Origin of the sequence: Microlunatus sp. Gsoil 973, from assembly GCF_009707365.1 — a bacterium.
In the GTDB taxonomy this organism is placed as follows: domain Bacteria; phylum Actinomycetota; class Actinomycetes; order Propionibacteriales; family Propionibacteriaceae; genus Microlunatus.
The window spans coordinates 1,283,831-1,304,969 of record NZ_CP046122.1 but is presented as its reverse complement, the minus strand read 5'-3'; the positions used below and the strand labels follow the sequence as shown (position 1 = coordinate 1,304,969).

Below are 21,139 nucleotides of genomic sequence, written 5' to 3'. Positions count from 1 at the left end.
CTGCGACCCTACGTGAGGGGTGGTGAGCCGGCGTCGGCCTCGCGATCGATCAGCTCGGCAAGCTGCTCAAGAACGCCCACCGCCTCGGCGATCCGTTGGGTGCCGAGTTCTCGGCCCAGCCGATCGGTCCACGGATGCTGGACCAGGCTGATCCGGCGCAGGGCGTAATTGCCGGCCTCGGTCCGGGCCACCAGTTTGGCGCGGCGATGGTGTGGATTCGGCCGGTATTCGGCCAGCCCTCGCGCGACGAGGATGTCGGCGATCCGCTGTACGGCCTGCCGGCTCATGCCCATGACCCTGCCGATCTCCGCGACCGTGCGGGGCTGGTCGGGGGCAACGCCGCCCAGCACCTGCCACCAGGCGGCGGTGATCTCGCCCGCGGCGGCCAGCCCACCGGCGGCCTCGAGCAACCGGCCGTTGAGGCGGAAGACGGTCAGCACCAGTTGGGTGAGGACCTTGCCCTCTTCGGAATGGGTGGGCGGCTCCGGCCACTGATCGCGCGCCGGTACGCCGGCGATGCGACTGGTCACGCGGCCGCCGTCAGCGCCCCGAAGGCCGCCGGGTCGGCGCAGTGGAAGACGCCGACGTAGGCGTCCAGGTGCTCTGCGGACGCGAGCCCGAGCATGCCGAGCGTTGCGGCGGCGAACTGCACCGGCGCCTGCGGCCCGGCGGTCACCAGGCCGCGATCGGCGACGGCAGGCTGGTCGACGTAGCCCGCAGCGCCGCGATATCCGGTCGCCGCCAGATACTCCGGCGCGGCGCTGGTGTGCCGGCGCGCGTCCAGCAACCCGGCCCGGGCGAGGCCCGCGGTGGCGCCGCAGATCGCGGCAACCGGCACCCCGGCTTGGAGGAACTCGGCTGCTTTGGCCACGAACGGTGCACCGCCACCCGAGTCCCAGAACGCCGACCCGGGGAGGATCAGCAGCGCGCTGTCCGCCGGCGAGACATCGGCGAGTTCCAGATCGGGCAGCAGCCGCAGCCCGCCCATGGTGGTGACCGGGCCGGGCGATTCGGCGACGGTCCGGACCTGGTACGGCACGCCGGTGAACCGGCCGGTGTTCAGTTCGACAACCAGGTGACCGTATTCCCAGTCGGCGACGGTGTCGTAGACGGCGAGGTGAGCTACCCGCGGTACGGATCCATTCATGACAACATGCTGTCATATATGACAGCATGTTGTCAAGTGGGTATTTTGGGTGGCGTCGTTTCCTTCGGTGAACAATCCAGCTCAGTAGAGCAGCACGCCGCCCGGAAAGTGGGTCTCGACCGAGCCGGGTGGCTGGAGAAGCGATCGTGGATCGCGACCCTCCTCGACCACCCGGCGAAGGCTGGCCGACCCCCACAGCCGATCGATCGCGTATCCCCGGTCCGGAGCGTCCACCCGTTCACCGGGAGCCGAGAAGCCGAACTCCTGATAGAGGTCGGCGAGCGCGGCGATCATCGTCACGGCGGTGCGGACCGGATCGAAGAGCTGCCGGTCGGTCACATGCAGCGCAATGCCGCGGACCTGCTCGCCGGCGTACTTGTGGAACGACGGGGTGAACCAGGCCTCGCGGAACAGCACCCCCGGCAATCCGGACGCGCGCAGGACGGGCAACAATCGGCCGTCGACCCACGGCGCGCCGACCTGCTCGAAGGGTTTGGTCGTCCCGCGTCCTTCGCTGACCGTCGTACCTTCGAACAACGCCGTACCGGCGAAGGCGAATGCGGTGGCCACACTGGGCATGTTGGGCGACGGCGGGGTCCACGGCAGCCCGGTGGCGTCGAAATCCATCGCCCGCGTCCAGCCGTCCATCGCGATCACGGTCAGGTCAACCGCGCGACCTGCCGCCGCCGGGACGTGGTGCAGATTGAGATATCGCGCCAGCTCACCGATGGTCAGTCCATGCCGCAGCGGGATGTCGACCCGGCCGACGAAACTCCGGTATTCCGGATCGAGACCGGGACCGGCGACATTCAGTCCGGCCAGCGGGTTGGGTCGGTCGAGAACGACGAAGCGCTTGCGGGTCCGGGCCGCGCTGAGCATCACGTCGTACATCGTCCAGATGTAGGTGTAGAAGCGGCTGCCGATGTCCTGGATGTCGAAGATGAGGCCGTCGACTCCCGTCCCGCTGACGATCTCGTCCAGTTCCTCATCGGTCCGCAGATAGGTCTCGTGGATCGACAGCCCGGTGTCCGGATCGTCGGCCAGCGACTCTGTCTGCCCAGCCTGCACACTGCCGCGCAGCCCGTGTTCGGGACCGAACAGCGCCGTGATCGGCACCCCGGCCGCCAACAGCCCGTCGACGTTGCGACTGAGGTCGGGAAGGGTTCCGGTGAAGTTGGTCACCAGACCGAAACGCCCGTCGCCGACGAGGGCCGGGTCGTCACAAAGGGCAGCGACCCCGGTTCGTATCCCTCGACGGTCTGGCTTGGTGGAAACGTTCATCGGCCGCGGTCGTCGCGCAGCGCCCGGACGCTGTCGTAAGTGACCTCGAGGGCGCCGACGGTCTGCTGGAAGTTCTTCCGGGCCACGCCGACGAAGATGTAGTCGATCAACGCCAACTGGGCGATCCGGCTGGCCATCGCCCCGGACCGGAATGTCGTCTCTCGGACGGCGGTGCGCAAGACATCGTCGGCGAACTCGGTGATCGGCGAGTCGTCGACGTTGGTGATCGCGACGGTGAATGCTCCGGCGTGCCGGGCGGCACGCAGCAGCTCGATGGGTTCTCTGGTGCGACCGCTGTGGGAGATCGCGATCGCGACGTCGCCGGCCTGCAGTAGCGAGGCGGAGACAACCGCCTCGTGGGCGTCGTGGAACCCGATCGCGACGCGACCGATCCGCAGCAGTTTCTGCACCAGGTCCTGGGCGCCGGCGTTGCTGGCCCCGATGCCGTAGATGATCACCCGGCTGGAGCTGTCGATCGCATCGACGATCCGTTCCAGCGCGCCAAGATCAAGATTGGCGGTGGTCTCCTGGATGCCGAGGCTCTCCGCGCGCGCGATCTTGGCGACGGCGTCGCCCAGACTGTCGTCGGTACCGATGTCGGCGCCATGGCCGACATCGCCGAAGGACTGTGCGGACTCGGTGGCCAGTTCCGCGGCCATGGTCAGCTTGAACTGGGCGTAGCCGGTGAAGCCGAGCTTGCGGCAGAACCGGACGATCGAGGTTTCAGAGGTGTCGCACAACCTGGCGAGTTCGGTGATCGACTTCTCGACGACGATCGGCGGGTGCTGCAGGATCGCCAGGCCGACCCGACGCATCGAAGGGGCCAGATCGTCCAGCTTGGCCTGGATGTTGGTCTGGATACTGACGCCGTTGCCGCCGGTCGTATTCGTCCGGGACGTGGTACCCGACCTTGGTGCTGTCATGGTCGCTCCGTTCGATCGCCCTGCTCCATCGCGGGATATCCGCGGAACCGCGGTGCAGAGGAGTCAACTAGACCGAGGAGTACGCGTCAATCCTTGCCATCCCGGCGGCCTCAGTCGGCATCGACCTCCCACCCGCCAGCTCCACACTCCTGCCGCACCAGCTGCTGCACGCCGCACCCTGTACACAGGGTGCGCGGTGCAGCAGGCGGTGCGGGAAGGGCGTTGAAATGGTCGGGCTGGCGGGACTTGAACCCGCGGCCTCCGGTCCCCCAGACCGGCACGCTACCAACTGCGCCACAGCCCGATCGGCCCGTCACAGGCCGGAGAGCAACACTACTACAGGCCGCGGAGCACCATCACATCCGCACCGGCCCGGTTGACGCCCGGGCCGACCCGGACGCGTCAGGACCTGTCCTTACGCTTCTCCCGCGGCCGGATCTGCAGATGGATCGGGCTGCCGTGGAAGCCGAACTCCTCCCGCAACCGGCGTTCGATGAAGCGTACGTAGCCGGCGTCCATCCGCCCGCTGGTGAACAGGATGAAGGTCGGCGGTGCGGCCTGGGCCTGCGTACCGAAAAGGATCCGTGGCTGCTTGCCGCCGCGCACCGGATGCGGATGCGATGCCACGAGCCGACCGAGGAAGGCGTTCAGCTTGCCGGTGGAGACCCTGGTCTCCCAGCCTGCCAGTGCCTCCTCGATCGCCGGGCCGAGCCGGTCCAGGTGCCTGCCGGTCAGCGCGGACATGTTGACCTGTCCGGCCCAGCCGAACTGCACCAGGTCGCGTTCGATCTCACGGCCCAGGTACCGACGGCGCTCCTCGTCGGTCAGATCCCATTTGTTGAAGGCGATCAGCAGTGCCCGACCGGACTCCTCGACGTTGGTCAGTATCCGCAGGTCCTGTTCGGTCAGCGGCTCGCTGGCGTCGATCACCACGATGCACACCTCGGCCCGCTCGATGGCGCCCTGGGTCCGCAGGCTGGCGTAGTATTCGTGGCCGCTGGCCTCCTTGACCTTGCGCCGGATCCCGGCGGTGTCGATCAACCGGTAGAGCGTGCCGTCGATCTCGACCAGTTCGTCGACCGGATCGACCGTGGTGCCGGAGACGTTGTCGACCACCGAACGCTGCTGGTTGGCGAGCTTGTTGAGCAGGCTGGACTTGCCGACATTCGGCCGGCCGACGATCGCCACCCGCCGAGGCCCACCCTCTTCGACGATCTCCTGCGGCGCCTTGGGCAGGATGTCCAGGATCGCGTCCAACAGGTCACCGCTGCCACGCCCGGTCAGCGCGGAGACCGCGTGCGGTTCGCCGAGGCCCAGATTCCACATCGCCGCCGCCTCGGCCTCTGCCCGCTGGTCGTCAACCTTGTTGGCCACCAGCAGCACCGGCTTCTTGCTGCGCCGCAGGACCCGGACTACTGCCTCGTCGTCGTCGGTGATCCCGACATTTGTGTCGACGACGAAGACCACGGCGTCGGCCGCCCCGATGGCCAGTTCGGCCTGTTCGGCGATCTGTGCGGCCATGCCCTTGGCGTCGGGTGCCCAGCCACCGGTGTCGACGACCACGAACTGCCGACCGTTCCAGATGGCGTCGTACGACACCCGGTCGCGGGTCACGCCCGGTGTGTCCTGGACCACAGCGGCACGGCGGCCGATCAGCCGGTTCACCAGCGTCGATTTGCCGACATTGGGCCGGCCGACGACGGCGACCACCGGCGGCGGGGTGACCGGGCTGCCCCCGGTTGCGTCGTCGATCGCGCTGACACCGATCGTGTTGGCGTCGGTCGTGTCGGTCATCTGTCACCTGTCGGAAGTTTCGGCCGCCCCTGGGGCGGTTGGATACGCGTGGACAGCTGTCGCCGACGTCGCGGTGACTTCGGCGTACGCTGCCCCGGCGGCCCCGGCAACTCCATGCCGGTCAGCTCCCGGGACGAGACGATGTGCTCGGCCAGTGTCGTACGGATCTTCTCGGTCCATTCCGCGACAGCAATTTTTGTCCGCGGCCAGGGTACTGCCGGAATCTGCATCGGCCGGCCGTAGCAGACGTGGATCGGGGACCGATAGCCGGGAATGTGCCCCGTGGTACGCCCCGGGCCGCGTGTTCCGAAGAGCGCAACCGGAACCACCGGAGCCCCGGTGACCATGGCCAGGTAGGCCGCCCCGCGGTGGGCGTACGCGACCTCGCCGCCGGTCCGCTTGCCCTCCGGGAAGATGGTCAGCACCCCGCCGCTGCGCAGCAGGTGGATCGCCCGGGTGACACCGCGCAGGTCGGCGCGACGGCGGTCGATGGAGATCTGGCCGATGTAGGCCAGCGCCTTGCCCAGCGCGCCGGTGAACAGCTCGACCTTGGCCAGCGCGAACGCCGGCTGGGGATGTACGGCGATGATCAGCGGCCCGTCGATGACTCCGAGATGATTGGAGACCAAGATCATCGGGCCGCGCGGCGGCAGCAACTCCCGGCCGTGGATCCGTACCGTCCAATACCGGGTCATCAGCCACCGGGCAGGGCGACGCACGGTCCGGAAGACCCAATGCCGCCGACGAGGCAGCTGCTCGGTGTGCGGGAGTCCCGCCAGCGTTTCCAGCGTCACAGACGCTATTGTCCCTCGCCCGTGGGTCGCTCGTGCCGGGCAGCTGTGACCAACTCAGTGATCCGGTCGATCACGTCGTCCAGAGACAGCTCGGTCGAATCGATCACCGTGACCCCGGGTGCCGCAGCGTGGAACTGGGCGACGGTGGAATCGTCGCGATCCCGGCGGATCACCTGATCATGAACCTCGGCCTCGTGGACCCGGTCGCCGAGTTCGCTCTTGCGTCGCGCGACGCGGGCAGCGGGGTCGGCGATCAACAGCACGCGTACCTGCGCGTCGGGTGCGACGACGGTGGTAATGTCCCGGCCCTCGACGACGATTCCCGGCCGGCAGCCGGCGATGATCTCCCGCTGTCGTTCGATCAACAGCTTGCGGACCGCGAGATTGGTCGCGACCTTGCTCACCGACGCGCTGATCACCGGCTCCCGGATCGCTGCTGTGACATCGGCGCCGTTGACGGCGAACACCGGCGCCGACGGATCGGTGCCGACGCCGAAGTCGGCCTCGGCGACCAGCTTGGCCACCAGCTCGGGATCATCCTTCTCGACGTCGGAGTTCTGCACCAGCCAGGTCGCCGCCCGATACATCGCCCCGGTATCGAGGTAGGCGAACCCCAGCCGCCGGGCGACACCGCGGGACGCCGACGACTTACCCGACCCACTCGGTCCGTCCACCGCGACGACGAAAAGCTCATTGTTCTCGTCGGGTCGTGGGGGTCGGTTCGTCGGATCGGGCACGGGGTCAGACTACCTGCATGGATATCGACTTCAGCCTCAACGACAAGACGGCTCTGGTCACCGGAGGAGCCTCCGGGATTGGTTGGGCGATCTGTCAGCTCTTCCTCGCCAAGGGTGCCCGGGTCGCGATCGCCGACTTGAACAGCGGTGCCGCAACGCAACGGGCCGCAACGCTGGGAACCCGGGCCGTCGCGTACGACCTCGACGTCACTGACCCGGACTCGGTGACCAGGACCGTCGACCGGGTTGCGGCCGACTTCGGCCGGATCGACGTCCTGGTCAATTCGGCGGGGATCGCCCCGCTGGCGCCCGCGGAGGAACTCGGACTCGACATCTGGGATCCCACCCTTGCGGTCAATCTGCGCGGCACCTTCCTGGTCGCCCAGGCCGTCGGCCGGCTGATGCTGGCCAACGGTTCGGGGAGCATCATCAACCTTGCGTCCCAGGCGGCCAGCGCAGGACTGGACAAGCACGCCGCCTACTGCGCATCCAAGGCCGGTGTGGTCGGACTGACCAGGGTGCTCGCCCTGGAATGGGGCGGCCGCGGTGTCCGGACCAACACCATCTCTCCGACGGTGGTGATGACCGAACTCGGCCGTTACGCCTGGTCGGGACCGGAGGGGGACGCGTTCAAGAAGCTCGTCCCGGCGGGACGGTTCGCCGAGCCGGAGGAGATCGCCGCGGCCGCGCTGTTCCTGGCATCGGACGCCTCGTTGATGGTCAACGGCACCGACCTCCCGGTGGACGGTGGTTTCCTGGCCCGCTGATCACTGGCGGATCACCTCACCGACCCGGCGTGGCATCACCGGTGACGCCCCGGTGACGATTTCCGGGCCAGCATGGCAAGGGACGGTCGGCCGGTCGACCGGATCGCCGTCCTGGATGGAGTCCGGGAGGAAGATCATCATGGAACGCATCCGGTACGACGTGGTGCCCGAAGGCGATGCCTGGAAGATCACCACACCACCGCCGAACCCGTCGACCTATGCCACCAAGGAGGCGGCCATCGCAGCCGCGGTGGCGATGGCCCGCGGCCACCAGCCGAGTCAGGTGCTCATCCATCGTGCCGACGGCACCATCGAGGACGAGCGGACCTACCAGGACGATCCCTACCCGCCGCACGGCTGATCGGTTCGGGGTTGGAGCCGCCGGGGCCGGTTGATCAGACCAGGACCCGGCCGCGTTGCCCGTCGACGGCAGGCAGCCCGAGCACTCGTTGCAGCGTCGGAGCGACGTCGTAGATCGACGCGTCCGCCAACTCCCCCGTCGGCAGCCCGTCGCCGGTCAACTGATAGACGCCGAGTTCGGCATGGTTGGCATCGTCGGGTCCGGTGTCGTTGTCAAAGGTGTAGAGGCCGTCCGGCAGTCCGAGCGTGCCGACCGACCGCCAGCGCAGGTCACCGAGATAGATGATCAGATCCGGGGCGATCCCGTTGACCTCGGGGTAGACGTCCTCCGGCCGGAACGCCCGGTTCCCCATCAGCGCGCCACGGTGATCGACAACCTTCTCCACGCGTTCGATCAGGTCGTCCCGTACGCTCTCGTAATGGCTCATCGGCACAACGCCGTTGGGTTCCCGACCCGCGACGTTCAGGAACAGCCGTGCGTAGTAGCCGCCGTCGGCCCAGGCGGTCGTGTTGGCCCAGTCGATGTCGGCCTCGGCGATCCGCACCCGTCCGTCCGGCCGATGGTTCAGCGCCAGCAGGCCCTCGCGGAGCAGCCATTCGTTGATACAGAAACCGCCGATCATCGGCTGCGCACCATGATCACTGACCACCAGTACCGCGACATCGTCGTCGAACAGCTCGACCAGGCGGCCAAGATGATCATCCAGCGCCCGGTAGTAGTCGGCGAACAGGCCGGCGTAGCGGCCGCCAACCTGATGCCGCGGATGCCCGGGATCGTAGGTCGACCAGAAGCCGTGGTGCAGGCGGTCAGGGCCCATGTCGACCATGGCGAACAGATCCCACTCCCCCGCGACCGCCAGTTGCCGGGCAACCGCGAACCGCTGCTCGGTGAGATCGAAGAGCCGTTGCGCGATCCGTTCCTTGTCGTCGGTACGGAAGTCGTCGACGTCGAACAGGTATGGTCCCAGCTCGCGCTCGATGCGCCGGCCGATCTCCGCCGGAGACGCCCACGCCTCGGCCGACGAGGGCGTCAGGAAATCACCGATCACCGTGCCCCTGACCTTGGGCAGCGGATAGGTGCCGGGTACGCCGATCAGCACCGATCGCCTGCCGTCGTCGCCCAGCATGTCCCACAGCCGCGGCACCCGGACGTCCTGCGAGCCGGCCGTTGTCAAGCCGGCGTAGCTGTGGTCGGCACGGTTCCGGAAGCCGTAGATGCCCAGCTCGCCCGGCGTGCGGCCCGAGTAGAGACACGACCAGGCCGGCACGGTGATCGGCGGCACGGTGCTCCGCAGGGGGCCCCAACTGCCGGCGGCGCGGAGTGCCGCCAGATTCGGCAGTTGCCCGGCGAGCTCGTCGAACAGCAGCCGTGGCGTGCCACAGTCCAGCCCGATCACCGCAACCCGGCGTGGTGTGCTCATCGAGTCATCTCCTGTCCGGTCCTTTGATGCAGAAGGCTCCGTTTCGCGCGGTGGTGACCAGAACGCCGCTGCGGCCGGCGGAGTCGCTGAACACTGCCGCCTGGCCGAAGGTGCCGGGGCCGGGTGTCGGTGGGTCACTCAGCGGCACAGCCCACAATGGTCGAAGCCCTGGCCGCCGACCGCCCCGGAGCAGGTCGGGCAAGGCGGCCGCCACCAGGTACCCGAAGGTTCCCGCGCGGGACTGCAGTCGCAGATTGGTGATCACCACTGTGGCCGTGCTGCGACCCCGTGCCAGCGTGAGCGGGCTGCCGAGCCCCAGGCTGCCGACCGGCACACCGCGGAGTTCCCCGGGCAACAGTTCATCGGCGCGGACCGGTGCGGGGGCGATCACCCGTCCCTCCAGTTGATCAACGGGCGGAAAGATCACCAACTGATCGCGGGTGGTGACCAGCAGCCGGTTGGTGCCCGGCTCGATCGCCGGCGACGTATGCAGCAGGTCGCCCGGTCGGCCGGGGATAACCGACCACCAACGGGTTCGCAGGCCCCTACCGGGTACGTCCTCGATGACCATCATGATCGGCACCGACGGCCGGCCGATCTCGGCATTGGTGATGATCAGGTTCGTGCCGTGATTCCCGGCGAGCACACAGGGCGATCCGCCCGCCCGGTCGCGGCCGACCATGATCAATTCCGGTTCGCCGACCAGGCGTCGGCCGTCGTGGGCGATCTCGCACCGTGCCAAGAACACCGGCACCCGCGGACCGGGGGGCGAGACGAGCGCGTACAGCACCTGACCGACCACCGCTACGGACTTGCCTGTGCCCAGTCGGACAGCGCCGGGTCGGCCGGGAGAGGTCGGATCCCGAAGTGGACAGGTCATCAGCCGCCGGCCGGTGGCCGGAGCAATCGTGATCAACCAGCCGTCATCGGTCACGGTGACCAGGTGGCCGGAATCGGTCTGGTTCAGGCAGATCGGTCCGCCCGCGGACCGGCTCCTGCCACCAAATGACGGTCTGCCGTTGGGGCCAGCGGTCGGACCGGGAAGCACATTGGGCCGCCGCCAGAGTTCCCGACCCCGATTGTCGTAGGCGATCAGATCGGTCGGGTTGCCGGTGATCACACCGAATCTGGACGTCGGGTCGTCGTCCGTCGCCGAGCGGAACAGCAGTGGTGCGGCAAGCCGGCGGCGCCCGGTCCGATCTGCCGGGAGATCCGAGCGCGGTGATGTCCAGAGCAGTTGGAGACTCGTCGGATCGTAGGCCGCGATCGCGGGATGCAGCGGATCCGGGTGAACGGTGAGCAGACGTCCTGGCGCAGTGAACGCCCCCAAGTGGAAACCTGACCGGGCGGACACCACTCCTACAGGGTCGATCCGGGAGACTTCGGCAACGCGCTCGGGCGCGACCAGATCCTGAGCCGACGTCAGCTGAGGGTTGGCGTGGGACATCGGGCATCCGGGCAGGTCCGGCCGCAGGTCGGGCTCCGGCTGACGGGGTGCGCCGATCGTACGCTTCTTGGTCGCGGCGTTGCTGATCATGAGTATCCGAGCTCGATGGCGACCTGCCGGACCTGGGGATCGACCGCCCGGTCGGCCGCCCAGGGCGGCGGGTCGTCCATCGACGGGAGCGCGACCTCGCCGGCGCCGGCCGACAGTTGGGGATGGGCAAGGAAGCCGGCATCGAGGCCCAGTCGGGCGCCGGGCGGGCCCGGTGCCGCGAACGGCGACCGCTCCGGGTGCAGCATCCGCTCGACGACCTCGGCAGACCCGGGAAGCCCGAGCCAGTCGCAGAGCGCCGCCGCCGCTGCGGGCAGGTCGGCCACCAGATCCTCACCGCGGATGCGCAGCCAGTGGTCGGTCGGTACCGACTGCTCGAACGCGAGGATGTTGTTCTGAGCGGCGAGCCAACTCCGCTGCGGATCGCCGCCTTCGCCCAGCCAGCGGTCGACCAGCCGCGGCGGAATTCCGATGTCGGCCAGCGAAGAGAGCATGGAGCTGCCCTGGCTGTACGGATGACGCGTGACGTGCAGGTATCGCGCCCCTGGCCAGGCCCCGGCAAGACGCTGCAGGCGGCCCGGTCGATAGCAGACCTGAGGACTCTTCTCGACGACGCCCAACGGACTGATCCGGGCAGCAAGTAGGGCGAAGACGGCTTCGCCGGGCCAGTCACGGTGACCGAACAGCCAATGCCGTGCCCATGTGACAGGTTCCGGGCCCTGTGCGCCGTACAGCACCTCGGACAGTGCCCGAAGCAGCCCGTGACCGCCTGGATGCCGTCCGCCCCGGTAGACCCGCAGCCATTGCCCGATCGTCGGCGTCACGAACAGGTTCGTCTCCGGCAGCCCGAACAGCATCGGGTGCTGCCCGAGAACCATCACGACGACAGAGGTGTACGACCTGTGTGGCGCGAGCACGAAGACGGGCCCGACCGGAGCCGGGCTAGCCATAGCGCCCGCCGCGGATCCGACCGGCCGGCCGGGTCGGTACGCCGCCTCCCCAAACGGTCAACCACTGTTCGAACCCGGCGACTCTGCGCGCGACCCGCGGGTCGTTCCAGGTGATATGCACTCCGGTCAATCCGGCGGTGGCCGGCGAGCACAGCCAGGCAAGCAGAACCGCTGCATCCTCGACCGGGCGGCGACGCCGATCGACGGCGAAGGCCGGTGCGTCGGGGAACAGGTTGTCGATCACCCGATCGAAGGTCGGCGTGTCGGTCGGCCCGGGATCGACGGTGACCGCCGTGACCCCGGTGCCGTCCAGCTCGGCGGCCACAGTGCGGGTGAGATGATCAAGACCCGCCTTGGCGGCGCTGTACGGAGCGGCGTTGGTGACCGGGATGATCGCTGCCCGGGACGAGACGCTGATGATCCGGCCGCCACCGTCGTCCAGCATGGCCGGGATCACGGTCGCCATCGTGTGGAACGGCCCAGCCAGGTTGGTGGCGAGGCAGGAGGCCCATTCCGATTCGGTGACTTCCCACAGCGGCCTGCCGAGCGGGTCGACGATGCCGGCGACGTTGATCAACAGGTCGATCCCGCCGTACCGGTTCCGGGTACGCGAAACGACCTCCTGCACGTCACGGCGATCAGCCACATCGGCCGAATCCGCCAGGATCCCGCCCCGGACCGCAGCCGGGCGGCCGGCCAACTCCTGGTTGATCCGTCGGCCGAGCTGGTCCAGTTCGTGCTTCGACCGGGCCACCGCCACCACCTGTGCTCCGGCCCGGGCCAGTAGCTCGGCGGTCGCGGCGCCTATCCCGCGCCCGGCGCCGGTGATCAGCGCGACCTGGGACTGCAGGAAGGGTCGGATCACGGCGACCACCACCCCGATGGTCCGGGTTCTGCCGCTACCAGTTGATACGCGGGACGCCAGCCGAGGATCGTCTCGGCCTTCGTGGTGTCGAACTTGGGGTCCGACACGTCCCCCAGGTCGTCCAGCCGACCGGTCGCCAACCGCGCCAGATCACCGGAGGTGAACGCCGCCGGGCCGGCAATGGTGAACGCTTCGTCGGCTGCGGCCGGTTCCACCGCGGCCAGCGTCACCGCGGCGGCCGCATCGCGCGCATCGACCCATTGCATCGTCCCGGCGCCCTGGTACCGACCGGCGGCCATCCAGGGACGCTCCGACAGGTCGGTGAGCACCCGTTCGCCGAACCCGTCGGCCGAAGACCCCAGGATCACCGTCGGCCGCAAGATCACGTACTCGACACCGCGGCGGCCGGCCTCGTCGACCAGGGCATCCTCGGCATCGATGCAGGCCTGGCCATAGGCCCGGCCTGCCGGCTCACCATGGGCCCGGCGCGGAAACCCTTCCAGGATCGGCCACCGGCGCGGATCGGGAACCGGGGCGTAGACCAGCACGGTGCTGATCAATACGAATCGAGCGGGGTGGAAGCGGTCCAACAGGGTCACGACCTGTTCGGCGCGGTCCACGTGATCTCCGGCGCCCGGTTCGGCGATGTCGATCACGACATCGGCGGTCCGCCCCTTTCGTTCCCCGGACCTCATCCCACCGCGACCACGGCCGTCACCGGTATCCCCCTCATCGCTGATCACCACCCGATGTCCATCCTTGGCGAGCCGTTCTTCGACCTCTTCGAGCAGCCCACTGGGTTGACCGATCACCGCGACATCCATGGCCGTTCCACCTCTCGACGGGTTGTGGCGTCTCCAACACCTGTTCGGCGACCACGACGGGTGATCGCCGCTGACGATCTCGGACCGGCCTTCGCCCCGCGAAGTTCCACCGCGGCCTCGGTGAGCCCTTCCCGCAGGCCGATCCGCGGCATCGCACCCAGCTCGAACGCGTGCGTCAGGTCGTACGGAAACTCGAACCTGGCCAGCGGCATCGGCGGACGGTCGACGGGGTCCTCACCCGTCGCGGACCGACCCATGCCGTGGCGCTTCATGACTCGGCGGACCAGCGTCTGGACAGCGGCCCAGGACAAGGCGTCCGGCCCGGCGAGGTGCACCGTGTCCCGATCGGCGGCCGACCAGATCAGCGTCGCCGCCATCGAGGCAAGATCATCAACGTGCAGGTACTGCAGCACTCGGGAGCTCCGATCCAGAACGGCTCCGATCTGGGCGGCCTTGATCAACTTCTCGGCACTGTTGCTGCCCGACCCGTAGCAGGTCGCCGGCCGCAGCACGAGCCATTCGAATCCGCCTTCTGCTGCCCGCCGCTGGAGGAGGCGCTCGGCAGCAACCTTGGACCAGCCGTAGGCGACTGCCGGCCCGGGTCCGGTCGGTCCGAGCGCAGCTGCCTCGGTGAGCGGCCATCGGGACCGGTCGAGAGTGTCGGCATAGACCGCTGTCGAGCTCATCAGCACGAAGCGCCGCGGCGGGTCGTCGCGGCAGGCAGACAACAACAGGTCGGTGCCCTCGATGTTGATCTTGTGCAGGTCGCCGGGATCGGCTCCCGGTAGCACCCCGGCCAGGTGCAGGACGATCTCGCTCCCGCGCACTGCCCGTTGCACAGCCGCCCGGTCGTCGAGAGCACCGACGACGACGTCGGTACTCGACCGGCGAGCGGCATCCTCGGTTCCCGGCTGGGCAAGGATCCGCAGTCGGGTCCCGCGACGGGTCAGCTCGTCGGCGAGCCGCGAACCGAGGAAACCCGTTGCTCCGGTGATCAGCATGTCTGCGCCCGCGGCGTGCCGCGCGATGCGACGGCTGTGCACCGTCCGCGTCGACGAACACGGCGTACCGAGCCAGACCTCGCTGCCGCCGTCGGGATTACGCCGGTAGCGCCAGCCGTGGGCGGTCAAGTCCGGAGACTCGGGTGCGAAAGGATTGGCGGTTCCGACCAGTAGGCCGTACGGGGTGGAGAGCAGAGTCCGTCCGCCGTAGTTGTACGGATTGCCGAAACCTGTGGTTGTCACCGGGAACCAGTCGATACCGTTGCGGCTGCGCCAGAGCTCGAAGCCGCCGGCCCGCCGGACGGCCTCGTTCGCGCCAACGGCCTCGATCACGGTCTGCGCGGCCCTGGAGGGCTTGCCGGCCCACGGAAGGAACACCGTCCAGTCGAAGGTGGTCAGATACAGCCAGCCGTCGTGGCTGACCATTCGCCAGAAGTAGCCGGCGAAGGGATTGCCGAAGCCCGGACCGATCCCCGACAGAGGGTCTTTCCATCCGTCCCGCGTCTGCCTGGGCTGGCCGATGATCAGGTCCCAGCGGTCGTCGGGATGGATTCTGATCAGCTCCGATGACGCAGGCCCTACCCGGCTGACCCGATCGTAGCCGCCGTTCTGGATCCCGCTTCCGACATAGAGCGCATCGCCGAACACGCACATGCTCATCGCGATCTCGTTGTGCGGCCCACGTCCGGCACCGTCGGCGATGACCCGCGTCCATCGTGGTTCACCAGGTCCGGTCGCGGGTGTCTTCCAGACCTGGTAACCGTGTTCGGCATTGAATGTTCCCGCGTAGAGGTGTCCGGCGAAGACGCAGAGTTCGAAGACGCCGGTGTTGGTGGCATCGCCGAATCCCGGCTCGCAGGCCTCTCGCCACGGGCCGACGGCGGGATCATCGGACCGCATGATCACCGACGCCGAGTTGCTGTTCAACGTGATGCCTTGACCGGCTGGTGGCACCCACAGCTGATCATCGAATCCCGTCATCGCTCGCAGGGTCGAGACGTGCGGATTGCCCAGTCCGGGTTCGCCGACCGGATCGAAGGTCTCCCCGTCGGTGCTCCGCAGCAGGCGGGCAGCACAGCCGCGCAGGACGGTGGAGATCGAACCGACGTACAGAGCAGGAGCGGAATCCGATGCACCGCGGAAGACGGTCATTCCGCGGTACCCGAGATCCCGTGGCACCAGCGAACCGTCCTTGCCCAGAATGTCCGGTGAGGTGTGCACCAGCCGCCAACGCCGGCCCAGCGTCCTGCCGGCGGGACGACCGTCCCGATGCGAGTCCAACCGCCAGATCTGACCGTGCATGTCGAGGTCTGCGACGTCGCCCGGAACCGACACGGGCCACGGGTCGAGGGCCGGTGGTTCGGGAGGCGGGAACAGCTTGAGCAACGCCATCGAGTTCCGCGAGGTACCCGCAAACACATAGCCCCGATAGCCGGCGAGGCAGTGCACATAGGAATTGGTGGGGTCACCGAATCCCTGGCCGGCGATCCGGACGAAGTCGGGCCTGGTCAACCCGCCCGGTGACCTCGGGGCTCCGGTGGGCTTGAGGTCAACCACCTGACATCACCACCGGACGAGGTGACTGGTCCGGTCCTGCCGGAGAGAGTTGATCAAGGAACGGGCGTACCCGGTCGGCGAAGGCGCCCGGCTGGCGGTACGGGTGCAGATGCCCCGCCCCGGATATCCGGGCCAGCTGGACGTCGGGCCGGACCCGCTGCAGCCCGCGCAGTGTCGAGCGGCAGGGTGTGCGGTCGCCGTACACGGCCAGCAACGGCATGCGACGGATCGGGCCGCTGCGCAGTTTCTGCCGGGACAGCGATCGGACGGCGATGTCCGGTACGGCGCTGGTGGTGCGACGCAACGACTCCCATCGGCGGAGGGCCACCTGCGACGGCATCGGTCCGCGACCGGGTGCCACGGCAAGATCATCGATCAACCCGTACGCGACCCGCGGCAGATTGTCCGGCACGGCCAGTCCGCGCCGGCGCAGGGAGCGCGCCACCCGGTCGGCCCGGTGATCATCGCGTCGGCCGCGACCGCGTTCGAAACACGGGAGGTAGCCGTCGGCAACCACGACACCGGCGACCTGCGGCGGGCTGAGCACCGCGGCGTGCAGGGCGACCGCGGCGCCGTAGCTGTGACCGATCAGCACCGGACGGCGCAACCTGAGCCGATCAAGCAGCGCAAGGAGTTCACCGGCAAGCGCTGCAGTCGTGTAGCCATGATCGGCGGTGCCGCTCAGGCCGTGGCCGCGCAGGTCGTACATCGTGACTCGATCCCCCGGCGCGGCGAGGTAGGGCGCGGCACCCAGATACCAGAACGCCAGATCGGCGGCCAGGCCGTGGATCAGCAGCAGATCGCGTCCGGCCGGCCCGAGCCGCCCGAGCTGCTGGTAGTGCAACGGGAGTCCGTCGACGTCGATGATCGGCATCGTGCATCCAACCTCAGTCCAGATACCCGAGTCGTCGGAGTCGCTCGATGATCTCGGCCTCGCCGTCGGCGTCGAAGGCCGGTGCGGAGGTCCCGCGTGCACCGGCGGGTACGGTCGCCGGTTCGGCGGCACCGAGCAGTTGCAGAACGGCCGGTGCGATGTCGACGACCGAAAGCCGCCGATCGTCGGCCAGCGCGGTGTCGGCGATGCCGGGCCCCGTTGCCACCAGGATCCCATCCGGGTGGTGGGTGCCGTACGGCCCGCTCCGGACCGCGGTGATCTCCGGCCCACGGAGCACCGACAGGAAGCCCGGCTGGTGCAACACCAGGGTGAGGTCCGGCGCCTCGTCGGCGTACGCACCCGGGAACGTGTCCCGACCGAACAGCACCTCGTCGACGATCGGCTCGTCGGTCACCGGATCCCGCGCCGTCAGTAGATCATCGGCCAGCCGCCGGCAGAACCGCGGATACTCCTCCGCCGTCACACCCGGCTGACCTGGACCTGCAGCCCGGTGCACGATGATCGCGTTGCTGCTCGAGGTGAGCGCCGCTGCCTTGGTGTGTGACCAGTCGAACAGGGTGCCGCTTTCGGAGTTTCCGTTCAGTGCCAGCCGGCTCGCGTGATCGACCTGTGTCTTCTCGGCCCAACGCAGCAGGCCCCGGCTCTCCAGCCAGGTGTTGGCGTAGAAGATCCGCGGACCGGCCTGCTGGGCGCCGTGATCGGAAACGATGATCATCCTGCTGTCATCGGCTGCCGCCGCGCTGATCCTGGTAAGGATGCGGTCGACCAGCCGGAAGTAGTCCACACAGCGCGACCTGGTCCGTCGCTCCTCGGGCGTCAGCTCTTGAGGATCGGCACGCAGCAGATGAAGGCAAAGATGCTGGATCCGGTCGACACCGTCGAACACGACTGCGGTCAGGTCAGCGGGCCGGTTCCGCATCAGCTGTAGGACGATCTCGGCCCACTCGGCCTCCCGCTCGATGTGCAGTTCGACCCAGTGCAACAACTGGTCGGCGGCAAGCCCCTGGACAGCGGTCCGTTCCAGTTCCCAGTCGACGGCCAGCCGGGCCATCTCGACGCCGGCCGCCACCAGCTCCGGGTACAACTCGCGGGGCCGGCAGGCGCGGGCAAGATAGCTGGCCGGCACATAGCCGGGAATCACTGATCCCCGGACCTGCGGCGGCGGGAACATCGCCGGGAAGTTCAGCGCGGTCACGGTGAATCCCGACGCGTCGGCCCTTTCGAAGATCGACGGTGCGCGGAGATCGGCTGACGAGATCAGTGTGTAGGCAGGGTTTCCGGTGGAGTGATCGACCCGGACGAAGTCGAAGACGCCGTGCTCCCCCGGCTCCCGGCCGGTGATGATCGATGCCCACGCCGGCGGGCTCAGCGGATGTCTGGTCGAGGTCAGTGTCCTGCGCATCCCGCTGAAGATCATGTTGCCCAGGCAGGGCATGGCGCCGTCTGCGATCAGCGGATCGAGCAGGTCGAACGTCGCACCGTCCAGCCCGATCAGGATGACCGGATTCATGATCGTGCCTTTGTCGGTTGGCTGAGCGATGCCGCCAGGTCGGCGAGTTCGCCGACCGTGATCATCGGCAGCTCGACCCGGGAACGGATGCGGAGCTCCCGGACCAGCCGATCACCCAGCGACAACTGCTGCTGCAGTTCGGCGATCAGGTACACCAGGCTGATCGATTCGAGCCCGAGATCACCGAGCCTGCGATCCCAGGTCACCGGCCGGGTGTCGACATCCCGGGTTATCTCGGTGATCAGTCCGAGGACGAGCTCGCGTGCCTGTTTCGGTTCGGTCTGCACTATCGGTCTCCGTCCGTACGACTCAGTGACGCGGCGTGCGCGATCGTCCCAAGGCAGACGGCCACGCATCGGTGATCATGATCAATGACCGTCCCCACCGGCAGAGGTTCGCTGTCGCCGGTGCGGTTCGGGCAGCGGACCAGCAGGGTGACGGTGCTCTGCCCGTCCGGCCCCGCTGTCGCCCGAACAGATTTACCCGGATCCACTGCAGCCGGTTCGACGACGAATTCGGCGGGGACCAGTCCGAGACCGGTGCCGAGCGCCTTGGCCGCGGCCTCCTTCGCCGTCCAGAACCGCGTCGCCCATTCGTCGCGTACCTTCGCGGGGACCGAATCGAGCCAGGCCTGTTCGGAGGGGGCGAAGGCGATCGGGCCGAGACCGGTGACGAGTTCGGTTCGGGTCTGCAGGTCGACGCCGATCGCCTCTGCCCGGTCCGAGGCGATGGCGACGGCGACACCTGCGCTGTGGCTGATCGAGACGCGGATGTCCGTCGCGTCCGGCGGCGCGATCACCTGCGGTGCACCCGCCTCGGAGACGCCGATCCCGATATCCGCGTTCGCAGCGGCCGCGGCACCCCGCTCGGCCAGCACGTCGCGTACGGCTTCCTTCGCTGCGATCCGGCCGCCCAGCCATTCGGCGCGACGCGCGTCGCTCGCCGTCCGCAGGTTGCCCCATTCAGCCCGCTCGTCGGGCCGGAGCACGGCGTAGGCGAGGACCTCGAGCCACAGACCCCCGGTGGTCCTGGCCAGCTCGGCGTCGAGCGCGACCCGGCGTCCGTGCACCGCGAGGGCCACCTCCCGGATCGCCGGCTGCCAGCTGTCGGTCAGGTTCGCCTCGTCGGGCCGACCGAGGAAGTCGCGGAGCCGCTGGTCGAGGCCGAGCCGGACGTCCAGCCAGCCGGAGAACCGGGCAACCAACCGCCCGTCGGTGCCGCAGTGGTGGCCGGCGGGGGTCTCGAGGATGTCGAGGTCGCTGAGGATGTGGTCGTCGGACAGCTCGCGGATCGCGGCCCGGCAGCGATAGGCGGCGCGAGCGGTGCGTGGTCCCGCGTAGAGCTCCAGGGCATCGACCCGTACCGGGAAGATGTCGAATCGTTCGGTAGCCGACTCCCGGAGCCAGACCGCCACTACTTGGCCGGGTCCGTCGAGCAGTGCGACATCGGTCAGCAGCCGCCGCCCGGGTGTCAGGGCGGCTGTTCCTGGCCCGGTCAGCCCGGCTGTGGCGTGGTGTGCTCCGACCGCGTCCAGCGACGTGATCACCTGGAAGGTCGGTCCGTGGAACAGCCCGTCGGGACCGTAGAGTTCCCGTCCCGAGGCGTTGGCGACCCGGCCGTTGTGGGAATCGGATTCGACCGGAGGTGGCGCGGGCGGATAGTCGTCGGCGATGATCACGACCGCCGAGAGCATCGGCCGGTCGGCGGTGAACGGATCGTCGGCCGTGATCGAAACAGCGACTGCGACCTCGTCGGAGGCCGGATGATCGCGGCGTTCGGCCACCACCCGGACTGTTCGGCTGTGCTGCTCCAGGCTGATCCAGCGCAATGCGGCGATCTCCTCGATCCGGATCACCACGCCGTGGCCGATCAATGACGCCGCACCCTCGGCGGCAAGTTCCAGACTCGCGGTCAGCGGCACCAGCGGCAGTCCCATCGTCGTGCTGTCCCGACGCCCGGGCCGACGGCGTTCGACAGTGTGATCAGCCAGGTAGGCGTCGCGGTCCAGGTCGAACCGGTGGCGGGCCACCAGCCGCTCCTGCTGACGTTCGGTGATCTCGTCGATCCACGGCAGCTCACCCGCTTCTGGTCGGTGGTGCTGGATCGCCTGATTTCGGGTCGAGGCAGCTTCGATCGGGGCAGATTCGATCGGAGCAGATTCGATCGGAGCAGATTCGATCGGAGCAGATTCGATCGGAGCAGATTCGATCGGAGCAGATTCGATCGGAGCAGCCTGGATCGGGGCAGCCCGGATCGCTGCGGCGATCGCCGACAGCGTCCGCAGGGAACGGAGTGTTGCCGAAACATCGGGTCGAAGATCGCCGACGCGGTCCCTGACCACGCCGATGATCTCAGTGCGCTTGATCGAATCGATGCCAAGATCGGCTTCCAGGTCGAGATCATCGGTGATCATCGCCGCCGGGTAGCCGGTGCGGTCGCTGATCAGCGACCGCAGCAGGTCGAGCACGTCGACATCCTGATCACGCTCGTCCGCGACGTCTTCGATGGTGTTCTCGACAGCACGGCCGGCGGCCTCGTCAAAGGCATCCTCGGTCAATGGATCTGCCGGTCCGCGCGGTGGCGACGCCTTCTGGGATGCCGCGTGCGGCACGACCATGATCGGATTCTGCATGCCGTGGTCGGCGATCTCCGCTGCCATCCGCCCACCTAGGAAGGCGGACATCACATCGGACTGCACCTGCAGGAAGTGTTCCATGGTTCGCAGGTGGGCGCTGACCGCTGCAGCGGCCCCAGCTCCGGCCGGTGCGCGGTTCGCGTCGGGATCGACAGTCCGATCCTCGGCGCCATCCACGGCAGG

The 21,139-nt window shown here is 68.4% G+C and carries 20 protein-coding genes and 1 tRNA gene; 2 read left to right on the top strand and 19 right to left on the bottom strand.

What is annotated here, in order from left to right:
* Positions 1-8: 8 nt before the first annotated feature.
* The 8 genes from GJV80_RS06095 to cmk form a co-directional block, all read right to left on the bottom strand.
* Positions 9-530 carry a MarR family winged helix-turn-helix transcriptional regulator gene (locus GJV80_RS06095; RefSeq protein ID WP_230208179.1) on the bottom strand — a complete coding sequence of 174 codons (522 nt, stop codon included), beginning with the start codon at positions 528-530 and terminating at the stop codon, positions 9-11.
* Positions 527-1,147 (bottom strand): DJ-1/PfpI family protein, encoded by a 621-nt coding sequence (locus GJV80_RS06090; RefSeq protein ID WP_154687129.1) that lies wholly within the window; start codon positions 1,145-1,147, stop codon positions 527-529. Before GJV80_RS06090 ends, GJV80_RS06095 begins: the two co-directional genes overlap by 4 nt.
* A gap of 81 nt (positions 1,148-1,228) precedes the next feature.
* Positions 1,229-2,428, bottom strand: coding sequence for an exo-beta-N-acetylmuramidase NamZ domain-containing protein (locus tag GJV80_RS06085; protein WP_154687128.1), 1,200 nt, complete (start codon positions 2,426-2,428; stop codon positions 1,229-1,231).
* Complete coding sequence (locus GJV80_RS06080) at positions 2,425-3,351, bottom strand: MurR/RpiR family transcriptional regulator (protein ID WP_154687127.1); 927 nt, start codon at positions 3,349-3,351, stop codon at positions 2,425-2,427. Before GJV80_RS06080 ends, GJV80_RS06085 begins: the two co-directional genes overlap by 4 nt.
* 228 nt (positions 3,352-3,579) lie before the next feature.
* Positions 3,580-3,655 (bottom strand) — tRNA-Pro (locus GJV80_RS06075).
* A 98-nt stretch (positions 3,656-3,753) separates the two neighbouring features.
* On the bottom strand, positions 3,754-5,145 hold the full coding sequence (der, locus tag GJV80_RS06070; protein WP_154687126.1) for a ribosome biogenesis GTPase Der: 1,392 nt from the start codon (positions 5,143-5,145) through the stop codon (positions 3,754-3,756).
* Positions 5,142-5,939 (bottom strand): 1-acyl-sn-glycerol-3-phosphate acyltransferase, encoded by a 798-nt coding sequence (locus GJV80_RS06065; RefSeq protein WP_154687125.1) that lies wholly within the window; start codon positions 5,937-5,939, stop codon positions 5,142-5,144. Before GJV80_RS06065 ends, der begins: the two co-directional genes overlap by 4 nt.
* Positions 5,940-5,944: 5 nt before the next feature.
* Positions 5,945-6,676: a (d)CMP kinase gene (gene cmk / locus GJV80_RS06060; protein ID WP_154687124.1), complete on the bottom strand. Its 732-nt coding sequence runs from the start codon at positions 6,674-6,676 to the stop codon at positions 5,945-5,947.
* A gap of 17 nt (positions 6,677-6,693) precedes the next feature.
* Between cmk and GJV80_RS06055 the strand changes: the two genes are divergently transcribed.
* Complete coding sequence (locus GJV80_RS06055; protein ID WP_154687123.1) at positions 6,694-7,443, top strand: GolD/DthD family dehydrogenase; 750 nt, start codon at positions 6,694-6,696, stop codon at positions 7,441-7,443.
* Here the strand turns inward: GJV80_RS06055 and GJV80_RS06050 are convergent, their stop codons facing one another.
* Positions 7,444-7,584: a hypothetical protein gene (locus tag GJV80_RS06050; RefSeq protein ID WP_154687122.1), complete on the bottom strand. Its 141-nt coding sequence runs from the start codon at positions 7,582-7,584 to the stop codon at positions 7,444-7,446.
* Between GJV80_RS06050 and GJV80_RS06045 the strand changes: the two genes are divergently transcribed.
* A complete protein-coding gene (locus GJV80_RS06045; RefSeq protein WP_154687121.1) occupies positions 7,583-7,804 on the top strand; it encodes a DUF2188 domain-containing protein in 222 nt (73 codons plus the stop codon). The genes GJV80_RS06050 and GJV80_RS06045 overlap by 2 nt on opposite strands.
* A 34-nt stretch (positions 7,805-7,838) precedes the next feature.
* Here GJV80_RS06045 and GJV80_RS06040 read toward each other — a convergent pair whose 3' ends face one another.
* From GJV80_RS06040 to GJV80_RS23725, 10 genes are read right to left on the bottom strand one after another with little or no spacing between them, the layout of a single operon-like run.
* Positions 7,839-9,224, bottom strand: a complete 1,386-nt coding sequence (locus tag GJV80_RS06040) for an alkaline phosphatase family protein (protein ID WP_154687120.1) — start codon at positions 9,222-9,224, stop codon at positions 7,839-7,841.
* A gap of 4 nt (positions 9,225-9,228) precedes the next feature.
* On the bottom strand, positions 9,229-10,761 hold the full coding sequence (locus GJV80_RS06035; RefSeq protein ID WP_154687119.1) for a hypothetical protein: 1,533 nt from the start codon (positions 10,759-10,761) through the stop codon (positions 9,229-9,231).
* A complete protein-coding gene (locus GJV80_RS06030) occupies positions 10,758-11,669 on the bottom strand; it encodes a sulfotransferase (RefSeq protein WP_154687118.1) in 912 nt (303 codons plus the stop codon). Before GJV80_RS06030 ends, GJV80_RS06035 begins: the two co-directional genes overlap by 4 nt.
* Complete coding sequence (locus GJV80_RS06025) at positions 11,662-12,543, bottom strand: SDR family NAD(P)-dependent oxidoreductase (protein WP_195909186.1); 882 nt, start codon at positions 12,541-12,543, stop codon at positions 11,662-11,664. Before GJV80_RS06025 ends, GJV80_RS06030 begins: the two co-directional genes overlap by 8 nt.
* Positions 12,531-13,358, bottom strand: a complete 828-nt coding sequence (locus tag GJV80_RS06020) for an NAD(P)-dependent oxidoreductase (RefSeq protein ID WP_154687116.1) — start codon at positions 13,356-13,358, stop codon at positions 12,531-12,533. The genes GJV80_RS06025 and GJV80_RS06020 overlap by 13 nt, the downstream gene beginning before the upstream one ends.
* Positions 13,343-15,916, bottom strand: a complete 2,574-nt coding sequence (locus GJV80_RS06015; RefSeq protein ID WP_154687115.1) for an NAD(P)-dependent oxidoreductase — start codon at positions 15,914-15,916, stop codon at positions 13,343-13,345. The genes GJV80_RS06020 and GJV80_RS06015 overlap by 16 nt, the downstream gene beginning before the upstream one ends.
* Complete coding sequence (locus GJV80_RS06010) at positions 15,909-16,790, bottom strand: alpha/beta fold hydrolase (RefSeq protein WP_154687114.1); 882 nt, start codon at positions 16,788-16,790, stop codon at positions 15,909-15,911. Before GJV80_RS06010 ends, GJV80_RS06015 begins: the two co-directional genes overlap by 8 nt.
* A 13-nt stretch (positions 16,791-16,803) precedes the next feature.
* Positions 16,804-18,321, bottom strand: a complete 1,518-nt coding sequence (locus tag GJV80_RS06005; RefSeq protein ID WP_154687113.1) for an alkaline phosphatase family protein — start codon at positions 18,319-18,321, stop codon at positions 16,804-16,806.
* Positions 18,318-18,608 (bottom strand): acyl carrier protein, encoded by a 291-nt coding sequence (locus tag GJV80_RS06000; RefSeq protein ID WP_195909185.1) that lies wholly within the window; start codon positions 18,606-18,608, stop codon positions 18,318-18,320. Before GJV80_RS06000 ends, GJV80_RS06005 begins: the two co-directional genes overlap by 4 nt.
* Positions 18,608-20,938, bottom strand: coding sequence for a 4'-phosphopantetheinyl transferase superfamily protein (locus GJV80_RS23725; protein WP_255455566.1), 2,331 nt, complete (start codon positions 20,936-20,938; stop codon positions 18,608-18,610). Before GJV80_RS23725 ends, GJV80_RS06000 begins: the two co-directional genes overlap by 1 nt.
* Positions 20,939-21,139 lie beyond the last annotated feature (201 nt).

Bases quoted from the DNA above. Each gene is read 5' to 3' on its own strand.
- GJV80_RS06090 (WP_154687129.1), bottom strand. From the start codon at position 1,147: ATGAATGGATCCGTACCGCGGGTAGCTCACCTCGCCGTCTACGACACC.
- GJV80_RS06085 (WP_154687128.1), bottom strand. From the start codon at position 2,428: ATGAACGTTTCCACCAAGCCAGACCGTCGAGGGATACGAACCGGGGTC.
- GJV80_RS06080 (WP_154687127.1), bottom strand. From the start codon at position 3,351: ATGACAGCACCAAGGTCGGGTACCACGTCCCGGACGAATACGACCGGC.
- der (WP_154687126.1), bottom strand. From the start codon at position 5,145: ATGACCGACACGACCGACGCCAACACGATCGGTGTCAGCGCGATCGAC.
- GJV80_RS06055 (WP_154687123.1), top strand. From the start codon at position 6,694: ATGGATATCGACTTCAGCCTCAACGACAAGACGGCTCTGGTCACCGGA.
- GJV80_RS06045 (WP_154687121.1), top strand. From the start codon at position 7,583: ATGGAACGCATCCGGTACGACGTGGTGCCCGAAGGCGATGCCTGGAAG.
- GJV80_RS06050 (WP_154687122.1), bottom strand. From the start codon at position 7,584: ATGATGATCTTCCTCCCGGACTCCATCCAGGACGGCGATCCGGTCGAC.
- GJV80_RS06040 (WP_154687120.1), bottom strand. From the start codon at position 9,224: ATGAGCACACCACGCCGGGTTGCGGTGATCGGGCTGGACTGTGGCACG.
- GJV80_RS06035 (WP_154687119.1), bottom strand. From the start codon at position 10,761: ATGATCAGCAACGCCGCGACCAAGAAGCGTACGATCGGCGCACCCCGT.
- GJV80_RS06030 (WP_154687118.1), bottom strand. From the start codon at position 11,669: ATGGCTAGCCCGGCTCCGGTCGGGCCCGTCTTCGTGCTCGCGCCACAC.
- GJV80_RS06020 (WP_154687116.1), bottom strand. From the start codon at position 13,358: ATGGATGTCGCGGTGATCGGTCAACCCAGTGGGCTGCTCGAAGAGGTC.
- GJV80_RS06010 (WP_154687114.1), bottom strand. From the start codon at position 16,790: ATGCCGATCATCGACGTCGACGGACTCCCGTTGCACTACCAGCAGCTC.
- GJV80_RS06005 (WP_154687113.1), bottom strand. From the start codon at position 18,321: ATGAATCCGGTCATCCTGATCGGGCTGGACGGTGCGACGTTCGACCTG.
- GJV80_RS23725 (WP_255455566.1), bottom strand. From the start codon at position 20,938: ATGGTCGTGCCGCACGCGGCATCCCAGAAGGCGTCGCCACCGCGCGGA.